Here is an 18,310-nt window from a genome sequence, read left to right on the forward strand (position 1 = left end):
CACCGCAAACCCGCCGCATAATCAAACCAACCAGATGCGCCAGATACTCTCTTAGATCAGGCCGCCAACTGGCCCAAAAACTCTGACGACGGACAGTCAGCTCATCAGAGGGGCTGATCGTCTCCGCCGGGACGAGACCCGGCAAACACCGACCCCAGGGCGACGTCGATCCTCCGGGACATCTCCGTCTCGGTCATGGCGCTGTTTTCGCACAGGAGCGCGCGAAGATATAGTTCTCCGAACACAGCGCCCGTCACAATAGCCGCCAACTGTTCAGCCGACCCACTGTCGCGCTCCGGCTGTTCCGCGGCAAGCCGACTGAGCGTCTCGGCAATATAGCGATTGCCGCGCTTCATCGCCCGATCATAAAACGCCTTTGCCATCGCCGGGAAGGTGTCGGCCTCTTCAATCATCAGCCGGGTCATTCGGATTTGACGGGGCGAGAGAGCATGCCGCAAAAGGATCTGGAACCGCAGGCGCAGCTCTTCACGCGGATCGGAATGGCGAAGCTGTAGGGCATCAGGCACGACCTCCGCCTCATTGATGAAGGCAATGAACAGCGTCTCCTTGGTGTCGAAATATTTATAGAGTGTGCGCTTGGACATGCCGGCGGCTTTGGCAATCTCTTTCATCGTCGCAGCAGAGAACCCATTGGACAAGAACACGGCCTCAGCCGCCGCGACGATTTGTGCACACCGCGCCGCTTCGCTGAGGACCGGGGGGCGACCGAGGCGAGAATGAGCGTTCGGGGTCTCGTTTTCGTGAATGGACATTATAAAAACATATGCATTTTCCAGACCCGGCTGCATGTCCCGGGCAAGCGGCGTGGAGGAGGCTGCCCCGATACCGGTGCAGCCCCCCTTACCCTAGGGCAAGCGTCCCTCAAAGGTCATCTACACATCCTTTCCTTGGCCGCACCGGCGCCGCTGACCTGCGTTCGGGATCAACGGAGGAACTCCTACACAGTCTTGGCATCGGGCAGCTCATTCTTGCGCTTGCCACGAGAGAACAGCCTGTCGATCAGCACGAAGAACACCGGCACAAAGATGATCGCCAGCGCCGTGCCGGTGATCGTGCCAAACAATGTCGCATAGCCGATCGCCTGACGCGCCCCCGCACCCGCACCCGAGGACAGGACCAGAGGAACAACCCCGAGGCCGAAAGCCAGCGACGTCATCAGGATCGGGCGGAAACGCTGCTTGGCCGATTCACGCACCGCTTCAACCGCAGTTTCCCCAAGGCTGGCTATGCGCTCACGGGCGAATTCCACGATCATGATGCCATTCTTGCCGGTCAGGCCCACCACTGTCAGCAGACCCACCTGGAAATAGACCCCATTCGACTGACCGCCGATCAGCGCACCGAGCAAAGCGCCCAGGATACCCACCGGCATTGCCATCAGAACGGCCACCGGAATGCTCCAGCTTTCATAGAGAGCCGCAAGGCATAGGAACACCGCCGCCAGCGCCAGACCATAGAGCGCCATCGCGCCTGCTCCGGCTTCTTTTTCTTCAAGCGACATGCCGGTCCATTGCAGGCTGAATCCCTGGGGCAGTTCGGCCGCCAGACCTTCCATCACCGCAATGGCTTCGCCCGATGTATAACCCTGCGCCGCCGCCCCTTCGATCCCCATGGCCGGCAGCGCGTCATAGCGGGTGACCTGCTGCGGACCATAGACCCATTCCTGTGAGGCAAAAGTCGAAAAATCGACAAAATCGCCATACACGTTCTGAATGCGCCATAGCGAAATATCCTCTGGCACCGAGCGCGCCGAAGGCTCGCCCTGAACGAAGACGCGCTTCACCCGACCTTCATAGAGAAAATCGTTGACATAGGCGCTTGACCAGACGGTGTTGAGGAAACTGCCGACATCCGCCGCCGTCACCCCGACCGCACCCGCCTTGGCCCAGTCGATGTTCAGACGGAACTGCGGCGCGTCCTCGACACCGTTCGGCCGCACGGCGGTCAGGGCCGGATTCTGCGCGGCCATACCCAACAACATGTTGCGCGCCTCCAAAAGCTCCTGATGGGTCTTGTCGTTGGTGGCTTGCAGATAGGCCGTAAACCCGTTCGAGTTTCCAAGCTCCATAACCGCAGGCGGTGCGAAAGGTACGACGATGGCTTCCTGAATGCCGCCCATGAGCGGACCCATGCCGCGCGCGGCGATCGCCTGGACAGAGTCCTCCGATTCCTCGCGCAAATGCCAGTCCTTGAGCTTGACGAACATCATGCCCATGTTCTGCCCCTGCCCGGAGAAAGAGAAGCCCCGAACCGAAAAGACGGACTCGACGTTTTCTTCCTCCGCTGTTGCCCAGTAGCCTTCGACCTTGCGAAGCACCTTTTCGGTCGCCTTGGCCGTCGCGCCCGAGGGCAGTTGCACGATGGTGATCAAGGCCCCCTGGTCCTCATCCGGCAAGAACGAGGTTGGTGTGCGCTGATAAAGCAGGACCATGCCGCCGACGATCAGGAAATAGACCACGAGCATCCGCAGCGGACCCGCCGTCACGCGACGGACCAGCCCGCCGTAGCCATTGGTGAGCCGCCCGAAATTGCGTTCGAACCAGTTCGAAAACCCGGTTCCCATGCGCGACAGTATCCCCTGACGCTTGCCGCCCGAATGCTCTTGAGGTTTCAGCACCGTTGCACAAAGCGCCGGCGTGAAGATCAGGGCGATAAGCACAGACAATCCCATGGCCGAAACAATGGTGACGGCAAACTGTTTGTACATCTCACCCGTTGCACCGCCGAAAAAAGCCATCGGCACGAACACCGCCGAGACGACCATGCCGATACCGACCAGTGCGCCCGAGATTTCATCCATCGACTTTTCGGTGGCTTCCTTTGGACCGAGACCCTCGTCATGCATGATGCGCTCGACGTTCTCGACCACCACGATGGCGTCATCAACCAACAGACCGATGGCCAGAACCATGGCCAGCATGGTCAGCGTATTGATGCTGAAGCCGAGCGCAGCCATGATGCCGAACGTCCCCAACAGCACGACTGGAACCGCCAGGGTCGGGATCAAGGTCGCACGGAAGTTGTGGAGAAAGATCAGCATGACCAAAAAGACCAGAGCGATGGCCTCGACCAGCGTATGCAGCACGGCCTCGATCGAGATCAGCACGAAAGGCGTGGTGTCGTAAGGGATCACGTAGCTGACGCCCGCAGGCAGGGACTCGGCGAATTCGTCCATCTTCGCCTTGACGATCTCGGCCGTATCCAACGCATTGGCGCCGGAGGCCAGCTGAATTGCCATACCCGAGGCGGGTTTTCCGTTGTAAAAGCCCGAAATTTCATAGTTTTCGGTGCCAAGCTCCGCCCGTGCCACATCGCGCAGCAAAACCAGACCGCCATCCGTATCGGCCCGAAGCACGATACGTTCGAAATCTTCCGGTGTTTTCAAAAGCGACTGGGCGGTGATTGTCGCGTTCAACTCCTGGTCTTCGGGGGCGGGCATTGCGCCGAAGAACCCGGCCGAAATCTGCGCGTTCTGCGCGGTAATCGCGGCGACGACGGTCGCGGGCGTCAGATCATAATATTTCAATTTCTGCGGGTCCATCCAGATCCGCATCGCATATTCCGAGCCAAAAAGCTCGACCTTCCCAACGCCTGACAGGCGCGAGACCGGCTCGACGATGTTCGAGGCCAGATAATCAGCTAGGTCAATCGCGCTCCGGGCCCCGTCATCCGACACCAGCCCAACGATCATCAGGTAACCGGTTGCAGATTTTTCAACCGTAACACCTTGGCGGACGACGGATTCGGGCAGGGTTGCCTCGGCCAGCGACAGCTTGTTCTGCACCTGCACCTGCGCGATGTCAGGATCGGTGCCCAAAGCGAAGGTCAACGTAATCGTGGCATGCCCGGTCGAGGTGGTGGAAGAGTTGATGTAACGCAGCCCGTCGAGACCCGTCATCTCTTTTTCGATAATCTGAACAACGGTGTCCGCAACAGTTTCGGCGGACGCCCCCGGATAGGTGGCGCCAATAACGACCGACGGTCCCGCGATCGACGGATATTGGGCTACCGGCATACGGGTGATGGACAGGATGCCGACCGCCATGACGATGATCGCCAACACCCACGCAAAGATGGGGCGGTTGATGAAAAAGCGTGACATGGATCAGTTCCCTTCAGCAGCGGCGGCAGGAGCAGACTGACCCTCGGCCGGGATGATCTGAACCTCAGCGCCCGGTCCGGCTTTCTGGAAACCGGACGTGACGATCTGATCGCCCGAGTTCAGGCCGCCATTCACCACCCAGAACCGCCCGGAGGAGCCAACAATTGAAACATCGCGCTCCGCGATCTTCCCGCCTTCAACAACCCAAACGCTGGCATCCCCGTTTTCGGCTCGCATGACCACGCTTTGGGGAACAAGCACCGCCTCGGCCGTCTCGGCCTGCGGCAGTTCGACTTCGATATAAAGCCCTGGAAGAAGACGGTACTGAGGGTTTGGAACGCTGATCCGTAAGGTCACCATCCCGGTCGTAGGCTCGACCTGCGGCTCGGCGGCTCTGAGCTGGCCTTTGTGGTCATAGACGTCCCCATTGGGCAGCAGAAGCGTCGCCTCTGCTTCGCTGAAAAAGGCCTGTGGTTCGGACGCGCGCCCCCACTCCAGCAGGTCATTTACCGATTGCGTCACATCGACATAGACCGGGTCGAGCGTGCGGATCGTGGTGAGCGCAGTCGCCTGTTGCGCGCTGACCAGCGATCCGGTCGTCGTCTGCGACAAACCGATCACACCCGAGACAGGGGCTGTGATCGTTGTGCGGTTCAGGTTGATCTGTGCTCTGCTCAGCTGTGCTTTGGCCGATTGCAGCCCCGCCGCAGCCTGAGCACGGTTGGCCAGGGCCGTGTCGCGGGCAGCACCCGATCCCGCGTTCTTCGAGAACAGGTCTTCCGCGCGATGCGCATCGAGGACGGCGAGATCGTAACTGGCCTGAGCCTGGGCAACCGCCGCTTCGGCGGCCTCCACATCGGCACGATACACCTCGTCTTCGATCTTATAGAGCGGCTGGCCACTCTCGACCCATTCGCCTTCATCGAACAGGCGCTCGCTGATGATACCTGAGATTTGCGGTCGGACCTCCGCCACCGTGGAGGCTTTGACCCGTCCTGGCAGGCGCTTGGTGATCACATGTTGCGCGACTTCTGCGGTCATCACCGTGACATTCGCGGGCGGCATCTGTTGCGCCAGGGCCGAAAGTGGCGATAGAGACAGGGAAACCGCGAAGGAGATCATACTCGCGTGTTTCCGAATTGAACCATGCGTCATGAAGAACCTCTTTATGGGGGCTTTGGGGAAAACAGTTACGGCAGAGCGACAGAAACGAGAGTGCTGTCCAGCCGGTTGGATGCTGCCGGGGCGACAGCTGATTTTTGGGCGCAAGCGCATGCCGACAACGCTCAGATGAGCCGCGTTCATGCCGTGGCACGCTGAACACGGATGAACGCCATCTGCTTGCGCAAAAGCTTGCTGCCCAGTTGGACCAATGCAAAGCTTCTGTTGCAGCGCAGCCATTCGCTCAGCAGCCCGTTCATTGTGGACATCATCATAACCGCCGTTTCTTCGGGCGTAAGATCGGGGCTGAGCATACCTAAATCTCGCGCCTGAACGGTCAGGCGGGTCAAGGTTTTAAACATGTTGGCATTCACTTCGGCGAACCATGCTGCGCCCTCTTCGTCGGGTCGGTGCGCGGTCATGATGGTAAAGAGACGCTGTTGATGTTCGTCTTTTTCGAATGTTTTCAACATCTCGATGGAGGCCTGTTCCAGAAGGCCCAAAGGATCGTCGTGTCCGCTTTCTGCGGCGGTTCTGATCAGGTTCTCCTGCGGGGCAACACTCCGCGCGTGCAGGGCCCGCAAGATGTCCAGTTTATCTGTGAAATGCCAATAAAGCGCACCCCGCGTCACCCCTGCCGCGCGTGATATTTTCTCCAGCGTTGCTGTGGCCGTTCCCTGGGTACAGAACAGCGACTCCGCTGCATCGAGGATCGCGATACGGGTTTGCTCCGCGTCTTTCTTGGTCTTTCGCATTCGAATCTCCAGCTTCTAGATACCGCCTTACAAACATACATGGATGTATGTAAAGGGATATTGAGACATTGCTGCAGATCAAACTGCGTGACTTGGCTCTGCCGAGCCCTATCGGTCGCGCGTATCGACGGTTTAGTTGAGACAGGAGAACCGGTATGACCGGACAGTTTTCAGGAATAGTCGCGCTTGCGACCGGCGCCGGACGAGGCCGAAGAGGTCGCGACCCCGGTCGAGTTTGCCGCCGAGACTTTCGGCGGCCCTTGTCCGGCGTTCAACAACGCCGACACCACCGGACCCAATGACCCATGGAACAGGCGAAAGGCCCTGTCCGCAGAGCCTCATACACCTTCTCACCAAAAGAAATGGAACACTTCGATGAACGATCATTCCTATGCCCATGAAACTCTCGCCTGGATCAAGCAGCGTCTCGACGACGTGGACACCATGATAACCGAGGCCGAGAAGACCGCCAACAAGCTGAAAGATTCGGCCCGCGAGGAGGCGGATGCGGCGCTTGCCCGCTTCAAGGCTTCGCGCGAGGTCTTGCTGAAACTCGACCGAGATCTGCGCGACAAGGCGGAGGCAGCCGTCAAGGACGATGTCGAAGATATCCAGAAGGCGCTCGAAACAGAGTGGATCGAGGTTGAAAGCGCATACCAGGCCTTCCTGAAGGCGGCGCACGATCAGGCCGGGACCATAAATGGCGTGATCGTTGCGAGGGCACGAGTCCAGCGTCAGTCATGGGAGGAATCCCAGAAGGCAATGCGCGAGCAGGTGACAGATTCCGTGGACAGGGCGCGCGCGGAGTTCGAGGCTGCTATCACACGGCTGTCGGATGAGACCGAGAAATTCGAGGCGCGGATTGGCGAGGTCAAGGATGTTCGAGACGAATCCTGGAAAGCCGTAAAAGGCGGTCTCGCGGATGCGCGTGCCGCTCATGACCGAACCATTCAGAAAATCAAGCGCGCATTCTCGAAGCTGGGTTGATCTGGCCACATCGGGAGGCGGTTCTCAAGGATGATATCCGGGGAAAAAAGACATGAAACCACACTTTACGGAAAGGAAATATTCATGACCTTCGTTAATATCATCAGCTCGTTACTGGCGGCCACCGCCTTTGTCGCCTGTATCATCCTGCTCGCCTCTGTCATCACCGATCTTGCACGGGATCAGACGCTTGGCGGGTGGGCCAAGGCGATCTGGCTCGTCTTTCTGATCTTTGTGCCGTTCCTCACGGTTTTTGTTTACGTCGTCGTGCGCGGCGATGGCATGGCGGAACGCGCCGCCAAACAGATGGAACAAGAAAAGACCGCGGTGGATTCCTATATCCGCGACGTTGCCGGACAGAACCCGGCTCAGGAGATCGAAGCGGCCAAACGCCTGCTGGATGCCGGCACATTGACCGAGGAGGAATTCAACGCGCTCAAGCAGAGGGCTCTTGCATGACCGAGACCATCCCGGCGACACCGCTGCCCCGCGCAAAACGCGTTCCGCGTATTGTTATCGTGGGCGGCGGCATCGCCGGGCTGTCCCTGGCCACTAAGCTCGGCACGCGGTTGGGCCGGACAAAGAAAGCCGAGGTGACGCTGATCGACAAAAACGCCGCTCATGTCTGGAAGCCGATGCTGCATACTTTCGCCGCCGGTACCTCGCACGTTTATCAAGAAAAGATTCCCTTCCTCGCCCATGCGTCTCAGCACGGCTTCCGATATGTGTTGGGTGCGCTCGCAGACATCGATCGCAACGCCCGCACCGTCGCCCTTGATCCGCTTGTATCCGACGAAGGCGAGACCATACTCCATCGTCGACTGATCAACTATGATGTGCTCATCCTCGCCGCCGGCAGTCGGGCCAACGATTTCGGCACACCGGGCGTCGCCGAATTCTGCCGTTTCATCGATGATATCAATGAAGCACAGTCCTTCAATGATCGCTTATATGACGATCTTCTGCGCACAGCGGAATATGGCGGCGCGCTGAGAATTGCGATCGTGGGTGGTGGCGCAACCGGCGTTGAACTCGCCGCCGAGATCAGCCAGCTTCTCGAACTGATCAGAAACTACGGCGGCGATTTGCGACCATGTCTCGAACTTACGCTCATCGAGGCCGGCTCGCGTATTCTCGCAAGCTTCCCTGAGACGGTGGCCACAGCAGCGACTCGACAGTTGCGGGATCTTGGCATTACCGTGCTCACCGACGCGCAGGTCGTTGGCGCTGACAAGGATGGATTTGCGCTTGCCGATGGGACGCGCGTCGAGGCCAAGCTTCGTGTGTGGGCCGCAGGGATCAAGGCCCCGGCCGCCTTTGCCCACTTGTCCGGCTTCGAGCAAACCAGAACCGGTCAGATCGTCACTAACCCGACCTTCCAGACTACGACCGACGAGCATGTCTTCGCGGTCGGCGATTGTGCAAGTCTGCGCCTTGATGGCGCAGAGCGACCGCTGCCACCGACGGCGCAGGTAGCGCGCCAACAGGCTGCTCACCTCGGGCGGCATCTTCCGGCCTGGATTGAGGGGACCAAGATACCCCCCTTCGTGTTCCGCGATTTCGGGTCTCTGGTATCACTGAGCAAGTACAATGCCTTCGGTACGCTTGCCCGGCGCGGGTTTTTCCGGGACGGTTTCATCGAGGGTCGTTTTGCGCAGTTGAGCCACGCGATGCTGTACCGGATGCATCAGGCTGAACTCCATGGGGCACCGCGGACGGCTCTTCTCTGGCTGTCGGGCAGGATTGCTGCGCTGGTCCGCCCTTCAGTGCGGATTGACTAGGGAGAAGGCAGTACGGTATGAGCTGCGAGGTCTCGGTGCAGCTTGTGCGATGGCGAGTGGCCTGTCACTGAACTTTCATCCAACCGACAGCCATGTTCCGTGGACGCCTTCGTGGCCAATTTTGAGACAAGGACCCGCAGCGCAGGACGCTGTGAGAGCGGCCGCTGACGAATATGGAAACCGCCAAACCGGAGGCAGGCTTCCGGCCGTGTCCAATGCGATCGAGGCGGGTATGTTGCCGTTTTTAAACGCTGGTAAAGATTACAGACAGGCAGGAAACCTTTGTGCCGCTGTTGCGGGCCTTGCTGGACGACAAGCGCCCTGCCGATCCATCTGCGTCTCTGGAAGTTAGCATTCAATCACCTCGAATCACTTGTTGAAAATCACCTCGAGGCGCAGTTGACATGGTTGTGGGCGCAACCATAAAACAGCGATCCGGATTCAGATAATCATTTCAAATGATTATCAACCTATGAATTCCTTGATTTAATCACCGCCAATCCTGTGGCACCACGAGTTTTGCGGCAATGTTGGGGGGACGTAAATGAATTGCTCAAAAACCGGTGACGCTGGACCGCAGGTGAAATCTGCGGCGGAAGTGCAGGCGCAAATCGAGGCCGCGGTGCGGTCCATCCTGGAGGCACTGGGGGAAGACCCGGGGCGCGAGGGGTTGCTGGAAACTCCGGCGCGCGTGGCGCGGATGTATCAGGAGGTCTTCGCCGGTCGGAACCAAGACCCGGCGGTGCATCTGCAGACACAATTCACCGCCGACGCCCACGAGGACGTCGTCATCGTAAAGGACATTTCTTTCTTTTCGATGTGCGAGCACCATCTGCTGCCCTTCTTCGGCAAGGCCAGTGTAGCCTATTTGCCCGATGGCGGTCGCTTGGCAGGACTGAGCAAGCTTGCACGCGTTACCCACACCATCGCAGCCCGCCCACAGCTGCAAGAGCGGCTATGCGCGCAGATCGCAGACACGCTGGATCAAGCCCTGCGCCCGCGCGGCGTGATGGTATCAATAGAGGCAGAACACATGTGCATGGCGATGCGGGGCGTGCGCGCGGACAAAAGCACCACCATCACCCTTGTGACGCGCGGTGAGTTGTCCACCGATCCGCGCTTGCGGAGTGAGACGTTGCGCCTTCTGCGCGACTGACGGGCGCGCCGCGACATGTTCGTGAAAACGCCCCAAGCGGCTATCGTCGGCACCGAGCGCCGCGCCGCCGCCGCCGTCATCGCGGTCACCGAACCGCTGCCTGGGCGGCGCTCAGGAGCGTGCCATGATCGAGCGTGAACTCCCCTGGGTCCCGCCGCTAGAGGCGGCCGACCGCCTCCGCCATGTGCCGGGGTTCGCCTTCCTGGACAGCGGCGGCGAGGACCTTTCCACGGGGCGCTACGCCTTCATCGGCCACTCGCCTTACGGAGAGTTCGTTGTACAGAACGGGCGTGCCTTTTGGTGTGGTGCGCCGCTTGAAGGTGCGCCGCTCATGCGATTGCGCGAGATTTTGGGTCGGTGGCGGCTCGACCCGGATCCTGAAGGACCGCCTCTGCGCGGCGGCTGCATCGGCCATTTCTCCTACGATCTGGGCCAGAGTTTGGAACAGCTGGCACGGCCGGAAAGAGGGGAGCCGGGCTGCGCTGATCTGCGCCTGGCGTTCTACGACCTCATCTGTACCTTCGACCGCCTGGAGCAGCGTTTCCGCATTTTCTCCAGCGGTTTCCCCCAACAGGACGGCGCGTCGCGCGCGGCGCGGGCAAAGGCGCGGCTGGCTGAAACGCTGGCATTTCTGGAGAGCACGTCCCTCGTGGAGAACCAACCCGGGCGGGCCGCACCCTGTGCGCCGGTTTCGGGGTGGCGCTCCAACTTCACCCCGCGGGGATTCAGGGATGCGGTTGACCGAGTGCGCGCGCATATCCTCAGCGGCGACATCTATCAGGCGAACCTGACGCAGCGGTTCGAGGCCGCGCTGCCCGAGGGGTTTGACACCTGGGCTTTCTACCGCATCCTGCGAAAAATGAACCCCGCCCCCTTTGCCGCCTATCTGCAGGACGGTAAGACGGTCTTCACCTCCAGCTCACCCGAGCGGTTCCTCAGCTTACGGGCCGGAGAGGTGGAGGGGCGGCCCATCAAGGGCACGAGCCCGCGCGACGCCGATCCGGCGAAGGATCGGGCACTGGCGGCGAAGCTTGAGGCTTCGGAAAAGGATCGGGCCGAGAACATCATGATCGTGGACCTGCTTCGCAACGACCTCTCCCGGGTCTGCGCGCCGGGCAGCGTCGAGGTGCCCGTGCTTTGCGGACTGGAAAGCTACGCCTCGGTGCATCACCTGACCTCCGTGGTGCGCGGCCGCATGCAACCCGGACGTGGCGCGATCGACCTCATCGAAACCTGCTTTCCCGGCGGTTCCATTACCGGCGCGCCAAAGATCCGCGCCATGGACATCATTACCGAACAGGAGAAGATTGCCCGCGGCATCTATTGCGGGTCCATCGGCTATGTCGGATTCGACGGAGCGATGGATCTGAACATCGCCATCCGCACCGCAATTCTCGGCGCGGGCCGGGCGGTTGTGCAGGCTGGCGGGGGGATCACCCTGCTATCCGATCCGGTCGCGGAATATGCGGAGTCGCTGTGCAAGGCCGACCGCTTGTTCGCCGCCTTCGCGGCCAGCCCCGAGAGCGACACGCCATGCTTCTGATCATCGATAATTATGATTCCTTCGTTTTCAACGTGGCACGCTACTGCGCCGAGCTTGGCCACCCGGCTCAAGTTATACGAAACGATGCGGTCAACGTGGCGGAGGTGGAGCGTTTTGCGCCCACAGAGATCATCATCTCCCCCGGGCCGGCCGCTCCCGACGCGGCTGGCGTGTCGCTGGAGGTGGTGCGCCGCTTGTCGGGAAGGGTTCCGATATTAGGCTTGTGCCTGGGCCATCAGTGCATCGGTGCCGCCTTCGGCGGAAGGATCGCCCGGGCGCGAGAGCCGATGCATGGCCGTGCGAGCGCGATCAGCCACGGCAGGGCCGGCCTTTTCCATGGACTGCCTGTGCCTCTGACGGTGGGACGCTACCATTCGCTGATCGTTGCCGAGACGCCAGATTTCAATCGCTGCCTGCGCGTTACGGCCCGTTCCGAAAAGGGAGAGATCATGGCGCTGGCACATACGGATCATCCGACCTTCGGGGTGCAGTTCCACCCTGAGTCCATCCTTTCTGAGAAAGGCCACGAAATTTTCGGAAACTTCTTCCGGATGACGGCGGAGTGGCGGTCCAATGCAGTGGCTTGACGGATGCGCCGTCGACGGAGGTGCCGCGCCCTTCGATCTGAGTGACCGCGGGCTGCTGCTCGGCGACGGCGCCTTTGACACCTCGCTGGCGATCAACGGCGCCGTGGTGTTTGCCGACCGCCATGTAGCCCGGCTTGCCGAGACCTGCGCGGCACTTGGCATCGTAATGCCGTCGGCTCAAATCGCCGGCCTGCTGCAGATGGCGGCGGCCGAGGCAGGTACCGGAACGCTGCGCCTGACCGTGACGCGGGGGGCCGGACCAAGGGGACTGAAGCCCCCTGCCGACCCGCGTCCCCGCACCATCCTGTCAGCCCGGCCCGGCCCGCCGGGGGCGGTCTGGCGGCCGGTGACAGCGGTTACCGCAGCGATTACGCGCAACGAGACCTCTCCGACCTCACGCCACAAATGCCTCGGCTATCTCGACGCGGTACTCGCGCTTTCGGCTGCCGCCGAGGCAGGGGCGGAAGATGCTCTGTTTCTAAACTCGGCGGGGCGCGTGGCCTGTGCAGCAGCTGGGAACATCTTCGCGCTCCGCGGAGAGGAACTGAAAACCCCGCCACTCGATGACGGAGTTCTGGGCGGGGTGGTGCGGGCCGAGCTGTTGACCCTGGCGCCGCAGGTGGGGCTGACGCCGGTCGAGGGTCATCTCGTGCCCGAGGAACTGACAGGCGCCGATGCAGTATTCATGACGAATAGCTTGCGCCTGATCGCGCCGATCGTCGCGCTGGACGGTGCGCCGCTTGCGACTGCGGGCCTCGCCGCGATCGCCGGGCTGGCCAACGCCCTTTCGTCAGAAATTCGACACCGCCACGGCACCTGCCCGTGGACAGAGAAGGGACTTTCCGCATGGCCGATCTTCGCCTGAGCAAACGCGATGCCTTCCTCGCCGCAGTTGAGGCCGCGCCCGTCGTGATGGGGATCCTTAATGTGACCCCCGATTCCTTTTCCGACGGGGGGCAGCATGAGGAGCCCGCCGCAGCCGTCGCGGGTGCGCTGCGAATGGAGAAAGAGGGTGCGGCCATCATCGACATCGGTGCCGAATCCACCCGTCCCGGCGCCACACCCCTCTCCGAGACGGAGGAGCTGGCGCGTCTCGGGCATGTCCTGAGGCCGATCTGCGACGCGCTCACCGTAGCGGCCTCTATCGACACCTATAAAGCCGCAGTGGCCCGCAAGGCCGCCGCGCTGGGGGTCTCGGTTGTAAACGACATCTGGGGGTTGCAGGGCGACCCGGATATGGCCTTCGCCACTGCGGACACGGGCTGTGCGCTGGTTGCCATGCACAACCGAGAGGGAGCCGATGCTTGCATCGACATCGTCGATGGCGTGCTGCGATTCTTCGAGCGCACGCTGCGTCTGGCGCGCGAGGCGGGAATTCCGGAAAGACACGTCATACTCGATCCCGGCTTCGGCTTCGGCAAAACGCTGGAACAAAATTACGCCTTGCTTGCCCAGCTGGATCGGCTCGCCGTCTTTGGTCGCCCGATCCTGCTCGGTCTGTCGCGCAAGCGGATGATCGGCGCGGCGCTCAAGACCGATGTTGGAGACCGGCTATTCGGCACGCTCGGCGCGAATGTGCTTGGCCTGGCGAATGGCGCACGAGTGTTGCGCGTTCATGATGTGCGCGCCCATGCGGACGCGATCAGGATCTACAATGCAATGGAGGCCGCGCGATGACGGACCGGATCAGCGTCAGAAACCTGTGCCTGCATGGGTTCCACGGAGTGTACCCCGAGGAAAGGAAGCTGGGCCAGAAGTTCTTCGTCGACATCGACTGCCGGCTGGACCTCGCGGCTTGCGCAGGGGAGGACGATTACAGCAAGGCCGTCTGCTACGGCGCGCTGTGCGACTTGGCGGCCGAGATTTCGGGGCTGGGGCCCTATAACCTGATCGAGACGCTGGGCGCGCGCATCGCCGAGGCGGTCTTGGCGCGGTTCGACCCGGTCGGCGAGGTCCGGGTGCGGGTGCGCAAGCCCTCGGCCCCCATCGCCGCAGCGCTCGATCATGTGGAGATCGAGATCGTTCGCACCCGGCGACGACGGGTTGCTTTCTCGCTCGGCAGCAACATCGGCGACAAGCCGGGCAATTTGCGCACCGCGCTGGCCTGGATGAACACGCTCGAGGGGACCGTGATCGACCGTGTCTCGCGCTTCTACAAGACCGAGCCCTGGGGGGAGACGGACCAGGATTGGTTCCTGAACGCCTGCGCCATGGGCTGGACCACCGCCGAACCCGTCGTGCTTCTTCAGGCAGTCAAACGTATCGAACTGACTTTGGGCCGCGTTCCGGCGCGGCGTTGGGGGCCGCGCATGATCGATATCGACATTCTCTTCATCGACGACCTCGAGATGGAAACGCCGTTGTTGACTCTGCCGCACCGGGACATGTTCAACCGCGCTTTCGTCCTCGTCCCTTTGGCGGAGATCGCGGCCGAGCAGGCGGTGCAGGGCCGCAAGATCGGTGACGCGGCCATCGGGATTGATGTCGCGGACGGCGATATCGTGCCGCTGGAGGAGTGAAGCCGTCCCGTCCCGTGCCAAGATCTTCGCAGGGTCCGAGCTGGGAGCGTTCATGACGCAGCTCTACTTCGTTGCGCCTGCACATTTCGCCGCGCCCAGCTCGCTCGCGCTGCGCCTGACCTGAGCCCCAAGTTTCCTCCAACTCGCGGAGAGCCCTTCCCTAAGTGCCAAGGGCAACTGACCCCGGTTCGCGTATAACGACGCGGCCGGGGTTTCTTTTTATTTCGTCCGTGTTTGGTTTGTGGACTAAATCTGGACCATCTTGGCGTATTCCGGATTTAGTCCTATGTGTGGGTCGGGCGAAACGCATAAAGGAGAATCGGTATGACAAATGTTTCTGGAACACCCGAAAAGGTATCCAATCGTCGCAAGTTGTTTGAATTGGGTGAGCGGGCATTGGAGCAAGCCGGTTGGCGGGTGGAGCGCATCCAAGGAATTGGCAAGTCGAGCGTCCGCCGGATCGTCAAGGACGATGAACAACACACCGTATCCATTCGGACCACGCAGGACACTTGGATTGCCTTCCCGCGCAACGACGATGACAACGGTTGGGTGACGTTGGACGACGTAGATTACGTCGTGGCTGTTACTGTTGACGACAAGGACGACCCGAAGAAGGGGTTGGCCTATCTAGTGGATGGCGACGAAATGCGGGACCGCTTTGACCGCGCATATCGCGCTCGGCTTGACGCGGGGCACAAAATCCCCGTTGGTCGCGGCGTGTGGGTGTCCATGTTTCTGCAAGAAGACCCGAATGCAGCTTCTTCGGTTGGTGGCGGTATCGCGCTTGGCAGGGAGCCGTTGCTTTCCATGAAGATTGCCGCGCCCGCCGACGAAGGATTGTCCGAACCTTCCGTCAAGCCGTCCACGCCCGGCGACGAAGTGCCCTTGACCATCGCCGAAGCGAAGCGCCGTTTGGCGCAGTCGTTGGGAGTTGATGCTGAAAAAGTGAAGATCGTAATTGAGGCATGATCTGCGCCATGGCCGGTTCGCGGCATCATCGTAGCGAACCGGCTCTAAGGGACCGCGCAGGGTTCGACATGCGGTCACGTCTTCGTGAGCAAAAGAGGGGCCGAAACGCCCCGACCAACCAACGCTAAAGCAATAGTAGGTTGTTAGTAGGATTCGTGTTGCGCCAATTGTCCCAATAAAATCAAGGGGAATTGGCTCCGGCGGTAGGGATCGAACCTACGACCAATTGATTAACAGTCAACTGCTCTACCGCTGAGCTACGCCGGAACACCGGGGGCGATATAGCAACACTGGCTGGCCCCGTCCAGAGGCTTTTCCAAAGAAAGTGTGACAATCGTCAACGGCGCGAAAAGCGGCTTTCGCTTCCTAGGATTTCATCAGGGCCGACCAGATTTCTTTCCGTAAGATCAATGAGATGGGCCAGGACGTTGCGGGCCGCCGCGGGCAGGAGGGCGGGGGCGGTGTCGGTGTAGATCCGCGCGGCGAGCTCTGCCGGGGTGGCCGGACCGTGGGTCAGCGCCTGAAGGATCTGCGCCTCTCGGCTGCGGCGATGCGCGATCAGCCCGGCCAGACGCGCGGCCGGGGCGGTGACGGGGGCGCCGTGGGCCGGGTAGAACACGCGGTCCTGCCGGGGCACGAGCTTTTCCAGCGACGCCATGAAAGCCGCCAGATCGCCGTCGGGCGGCGATACCATGGAGGTGGCCCAGCCCATCACATGGTCTCCGGTGAACACCGCGTCCCGCCAGGCAAAGCTCAGGTGATTGGCCATGTGGCCCGGCGTCCAGAGCGCGGTGAGCGACCAGCCGGCGCCGTGCAAGACCTCGTCATCGGCGAGGGTGGCGTCGGGGCGAAAGGCGCGGTCGACGCCTTCGCCGCCGCTCAGCCCCGCAAGCCGCGCCATTTCGGGCCGCTGCCCGGCGGAACTGTCGCCAAAGGCCAGAACCGGCGCGCCGGTTGCGCGCGACAGGGCCGGGGCCAGCGCGGAATGATCGACATGGGAATGGGTGATCAGGATGTGGCTGACCCGCTCGCCCGGTGCCAGCGCCCCGAGGATGGCCTGCAGATGCGCGGGCGCGTCGGGGCCGGGATCGATCACCGCCACGTCGCCTTCGCCCAGGATATAGGTGTTGGTGCCGCGGAATGTCATCGGCGAGGGGTTCGGGGCAAGCACCATCCGCAGCCCCGGTTCCGGTCTTTGCACCACGCCCACCGGCGGGTTGAACCCGGCTGGTTCGTCCATCTTCCGCTTCCTTCCGAAGGCTGCGCCCGATACGGTCTTATCCGATGAAGGACGGATGGATCAAACGCGCATTGCCGCGCAGCCTTTACGGACGGGCGGCGCTGATTCTGATTTTGCCGGTCGTCACGATACAGCTTGTGGTGTCGGTTGTGTTCATCCAGCGCCATTTCGATGGGGTGACGCGGCAGATGTCGCGCAGTGTCGAACTGGAGGTGGCGCATGTGCTGGCCCAGGTCAACGCGGCCCCCGACGCGGATGCGGCCTTTGCGCGGGTCGCGGGGCTGGCCATGGCGCTTCAGCTTCAGGTCGCGCTGCCGGGTCAGGGTGTGGCCGGGGAGCGGCGGGCGTTTTACGATCTGTCGGGGCGCACCGTCGTTTCAGCCCTGCGCACCGGGCTGCCGGCGCTGCGCGGGATCGATCTCAAAAGCGATATCCGCGAGGTGCGGATGCTGCTGACCACCCGCCACGGCGATATGGTGGTGGTGGTCGACCGCCGGCGCGTCTCGGCCTCGAACCCGCATCAGCTTCTGGTGCTGATGATCGCCACCAGCCTGCTGATGACGCTGATCGCGTTCATCTTTCTGCGCAATCAGTTGCGCCCGATCAAGCGGCTGGCCAAGGCGGCGGATGCGTTCGGCAAGGGGCGCCCGGTGCGCTACCGGCCCACCGGCGCGACCGAGGTCCGCTCCGCCGGGAGCGCCTTTCTCGATATGCGCGCCCGGATCGAGCGGCAGATCGAACAGCGCACGATGATGCTGTCGGGCGTCAGCCACGATCTGCGTACGCCGCTGACCCGGCTGAAGCTGAGCCTGTCGCTGGCCGAAGAAACCCCCGAAACCGCCGAGATGCTGCGCGATGTGTCGGATATGGAGCGGATGCTCGACGCGTTTCTCGATTTCGCCCGGTCCGAGGCGCTGGACGATCCCGAAGAGGTGGATCCGGCGGAGCTGCTGTACAATGTGGTCGACAGGTTCGGGCCCAGTGTCACGCTCGGCCCGGTGCCCGCGGGGACAATGGCGATGCTGCGCCCGCTGGCGGTGGAACGGGCGCTGCAGAACCTTGTGGGCAACGCGCTGAACTACGGCACGTGCTGCACTGTCGGGTTGGAGGTGACCGACCGCGTGCTGCGGTTCACGGTCGAGGATGACGGCCCCGGCATCCCCGCCGAACAGCGCACGGCTGCCATGCAGGCGTTCAACCGGCTGGACGAGGCGCGCAACCAGAACCGCGGCTCCGGCGTCGGGCTGGGTCTGGCCATCGCGTCGGACATCGCGCGCAGCCATGGCGGCGTGCTGCGGCTGGGCGAAAGCGCGGCGCTGGGCGGGCTCAAGGCGGAGCTGGTGCTGGCGCGTTAGTGGTAGGCCCGGAGGGACTCGAACCCCCAACCAAAGCGTTATGAGCGCTCTGCTCTAACCAATTGAGCTACAGGCCCGCCTGCCGCCAAGTGACTAGCAGACCCGCGCGCGCCGTCAAGACGGAGCTTGCC

At 61.9% G+C, this 18,310-nt stretch carries 16 protein-coding genes and 2 tRNA genes; 11 read left to right on the plus strand and 7 right to left on the minus strand.

Going from position 1 to position 18,310, the window contains the following annotated elements; all coding sequences use genetic code 11:
- Positions 1–104: 104 nt before the first annotated feature.
- The 4 genes from GGR17_RS18235 to GGR17_RS18250 all read right to left on the minus strand — a co-directional run bounded on the left by GGR17_RS18235 (position 105) and on the right by GGR17_RS18250 (position 6,039).
- A complete protein-coding gene (locus GGR17_RS18235) occupies positions 105–773 on the minus strand; it encodes a TetR/AcrR family transcriptional regulator (protein ID WP_054539422.1) in 669 nt (222 codons plus the stop codon).
- A gap of 185 nt (positions 774–958) precedes the next feature.
- Positions 959–4,123: an efflux RND transporter permease subunit gene (locus tag GGR17_RS18240; protein WP_054539421.1), complete on the minus strand. Its 3,165-nt coding sequence runs from the start codon at positions 4,121–4,123 to the stop codon at positions 959–961.
- A 3-nt stretch (positions 4,124–4,126) separates the two neighbouring features.
- The gene (locus GGR17_RS18245; protein WP_235974539.1) at positions 4,127–5,278 is read right to left on the minus strand and encodes an efflux RND transporter periplasmic adaptor subunit; all 1,152 of its coding nucleotides are present in this window, start codon (positions 5,276–5,278) and stop codon (positions 4,127–4,129) included.
- A 146-nt stretch (positions 5,279–5,424) separates the two neighbouring features.
- Entirely contained in the window at positions 5,425–6,039 is a 615-nt protein-coding gene (locus GGR17_RS18250; RefSeq protein WP_054539420.1) for a TetR family transcriptional regulator, read from the minus strand.
- A 186-nt stretch (positions 6,040–6,225) separates the two neighbouring features.
- On the opposite strand from GGR17_RS18250, the gene GGR17_RS18255 reads away from it, so the two are divergent.
- The 10 genes from GGR17_RS18255 to GGR17_RS18300 all read left to right on the plus strand — a co-directional run bounded on the left by GGR17_RS18255 (position 6,226) and on the right by GGR17_RS18300 (position 15,584).
- Positions 6,226–7,026 carry a hypothetical protein gene (locus GGR17_RS18255; protein ID WP_235974540.1) on the plus strand — a complete coding sequence of 267 codons (801 nt, stop codon included), beginning with the start codon at positions 6,226–6,228 and terminating at the stop codon, positions 7,024–7,026.
- An 84-nt stretch (positions 7,027–7,110) separates the two neighbouring features.
- Positions 7,111–7,485 carry an SHOCT domain-containing protein gene (locus tag GGR17_RS18260; RefSeq protein ID WP_054539418.1) on the plus strand — a complete coding sequence of 125 codons (375 nt, stop codon included), beginning with the start codon at positions 7,111–7,113 and terminating at the stop codon, positions 7,483–7,485.
- Entirely contained in the window at positions 7,482–8,807 is a 1,326-nt protein-coding gene (locus tag GGR17_RS18265) for an NAD(P)/FAD-dependent oxidoreductase (RefSeq protein ID WP_054539417.1), read from the plus strand. Before GGR17_RS18260 ends, GGR17_RS18265 begins: the two co-directional genes overlap by 4 nt.
- 544 nt (positions 8,808–9,351) lie before the next feature.
- Positions 9,352–9,963, plus strand: coding sequence for a GTP cyclohydrolase I FolE (gene folE / locus GGR17_RS18270; protein WP_054539416.1), 612 nt, complete (start codon positions 9,352–9,354; stop codon positions 9,961–9,963).
- A 124-nt stretch (positions 9,964–10,087) separates the two neighbouring features.
- Positions 10,088–11,506 (plus strand): aminodeoxychorismate synthase component I, encoded by a 1,419-nt coding sequence (gene pabB / locus GGR17_RS18275; RefSeq protein ID WP_054539415.1) that lies wholly within the window; start codon positions 10,088–10,090, stop codon positions 11,504–11,506.
- Entirely contained in the window at positions 11,497–12,093 is a 597-nt protein-coding gene (locus tag GGR17_RS18280) for an anthranilate synthase component II (protein ID WP_054539414.1), read from the plus strand. Before pabB ends, GGR17_RS18280 begins: the two co-directional genes overlap by 10 nt.
- Complete coding sequence (locus GGR17_RS18285) at positions 12,080–12,958, plus strand: aminotransferase class IV (RefSeq protein ID WP_082386621.1); 879 nt, start codon at positions 12,080–12,082, stop codon at positions 12,956–12,958. Before GGR17_RS18280 ends, GGR17_RS18285 begins: the two co-directional genes overlap by 14 nt.
- Complete coding sequence (gene folP, locus GGR17_RS18290; protein WP_157445578.1) at positions 12,940–13,770, plus strand: dihydropteroate synthase; 831 nt, start codon at positions 12,940–12,942, stop codon at positions 13,768–13,770. The genes GGR17_RS18285 and folP overlap by 19 nt, the downstream gene beginning before the upstream one ends.
- On the plus strand, positions 13,767–14,612 hold the full coding sequence (gene folK / locus GGR17_RS18295; protein ID WP_054539413.1) for a 2-amino-4-hydroxy-6-hydroxymethyldihydropteridine diphosphokinase: 846 nt from the start codon (positions 13,767–13,769) through the stop codon (positions 14,610–14,612). Before folP ends, folK begins: the two co-directional genes overlap by 4 nt.
- A 324-nt stretch (positions 14,613–14,936) precedes the next feature.
- Positions 14,937–15,584, plus strand: coding sequence for a hypothetical protein (locus tag GGR17_RS18300; protein WP_054539412.1), 648 nt, complete (start codon positions 14,937–14,939; stop codon positions 15,582–15,584).
- Between the two features lie 192 nt (positions 15,585–15,776).
- Here GGR17_RS18300 and GGR17_RS18305 read toward each other — a convergent pair.
- A tRNA-Asn gene (locus GGR17_RS18305) sits at positions 15,777–15,851 on the minus strand.
- A gap of 70 nt (positions 15,852–15,921) precedes the next feature.
- Positions 15,922–16,824, minus strand: coding sequence for an MBL fold metallo-hydrolase (locus tag GGR17_RS18310; RefSeq protein WP_054539411.1), 903 nt, complete (start codon positions 16,822–16,824; stop codon positions 15,922–15,924).
- Positions 16,825–16,868: 44 nt separating this feature from the next.
- On the opposite strand from GGR17_RS18310, the gene GGR17_RS18315 reads away from it, so the two are divergent.
- Positions 16,869–18,179: an ATP-binding protein gene (locus tag GGR17_RS18315; RefSeq protein ID WP_054539410.1), complete on the plus strand. Its 1,311-nt coding sequence runs from the start codon at positions 16,869–16,871 to the stop codon at positions 18,177–18,179.
- Here the strand turns inward: GGR17_RS18315 and GGR17_RS18320 are convergent.
- Positions 18,180–18,256 (minus strand) — tRNA-Ile (locus GGR17_RS18320). It lies immediately after the preceding gene.
- Positions 18,257–18,310 lie beyond the last annotated feature (54 nt).

The organism is Actibacterium naphthalenivorans, assembly GCF_014196965.1.
Lineage (GTDB): Bacteria > Pseudomonadota > Alphaproteobacteria > Rhodobacterales > Rhodobacteraceae > Actibacterium_A > Actibacterium_A naphthalenivorans.

What these genes read in the sequence shown, in the direction of transcription:
- GGR17_RS18235 (WP_054539422.1), bottom strand. Translation starts at nt 773, where the DNA reads ATGTCCATTCACGAAAACGAGACCCCGAACGCTCATTCTCGCCTCGGT.
- GGR17_RS18240 (WP_054539421.1), bottom strand. Translation starts at nt 4,123, where the DNA reads ATGTCACGCTTTTTCATCAACCGCCCCATCTTTGCGTGGGTGTTGGCG.
- GGR17_RS18245 (WP_235974539.1), bottom strand. Translation starts at nt 5,278, where the DNA reads ATGACGCATGGTTCAATTCGGAAACACGCGAGTATGATCTCCTTCGCG.
- GGR17_RS18250 (WP_054539420.1), bottom strand. Translation starts at nt 6,039, where the DNA reads ATGCGAAAGACCAAGAAAGACGCGGAGCAAACCCGTATCGCGATCCTC.
- GGR17_RS18260 (WP_054539418.1), top strand. Translation starts at nt 7,111, where the DNA reads ATGACCTTCGTTAATATCATCAGCTCGTTACTGGCGGCCACCGCCTTT.
- GGR17_RS18265 (WP_054539417.1), top strand. Translation starts at nt 7,482, where the DNA reads ATGACCGAGACCATCCCGGCGACACCGCTGCCCCGCGCAAAACGCGTT.
- folE (WP_054539416.1), top strand. Translation starts at nt 9,352, where the DNA reads ATGAATTGCTCAAAAACCGGTGACGCTGGACCGCAGGTGAAATCTGCG.
- pabB (WP_054539415.1), top strand. Translation starts at nt 10,088, where the DNA reads ATGATCGAGCGTGAACTCCCCTGGGTCCCGCCGCTAGAGGCGGCCGAC.
- GGR17_RS18280 (WP_054539414.1), top strand. Translation starts at nt 11,497, where the DNA reads ATGCTTCTGATCATCGATAATTATGATTCCTTCGTTTTCAACGTGGCA.
- GGR17_RS18285 (WP_082386621.1), top strand. Translation starts at nt 12,080, where the DNA reads ATGCAGTGGCTTGACGGATGCGCCGTCGACGGAGGTGCCGCGCCCTTC.
- folP (WP_157445578.1), top strand. Translation starts at nt 12,940, where the DNA reads ATGGCCGATCTTCGCCTGAGCAAACGCGATGCCTTCCTCGCCGCAGTT.
- folK (WP_054539413.1), top strand. Translation starts at nt 13,767, where the DNA reads ATGACGGACCGGATCAGCGTCAGAAACCTGTGCCTGCATGGGTTCCAC.
- GGR17_RS18300 (WP_054539412.1), top strand. Translation starts at nt 14,937, where the DNA reads ATGACAAATGTTTCTGGAACACCCGAAAAGGTATCCAATCGTCGCAAG.
- GGR17_RS18310 (WP_054539411.1), bottom strand. Translation starts at nt 16,824, where the DNA reads ATGGACGAACCAGCCGGGTTCAACCCGCCGGTGGGCGTGGTGCAAAGA.
- GGR17_RS18315 (WP_054539410.1), top strand. Translation starts at nt 16,869, where the DNA reads ATGAAGGACGGATGGATCAAACGCGCATTGCCGCGCAGCCTTTACGGA.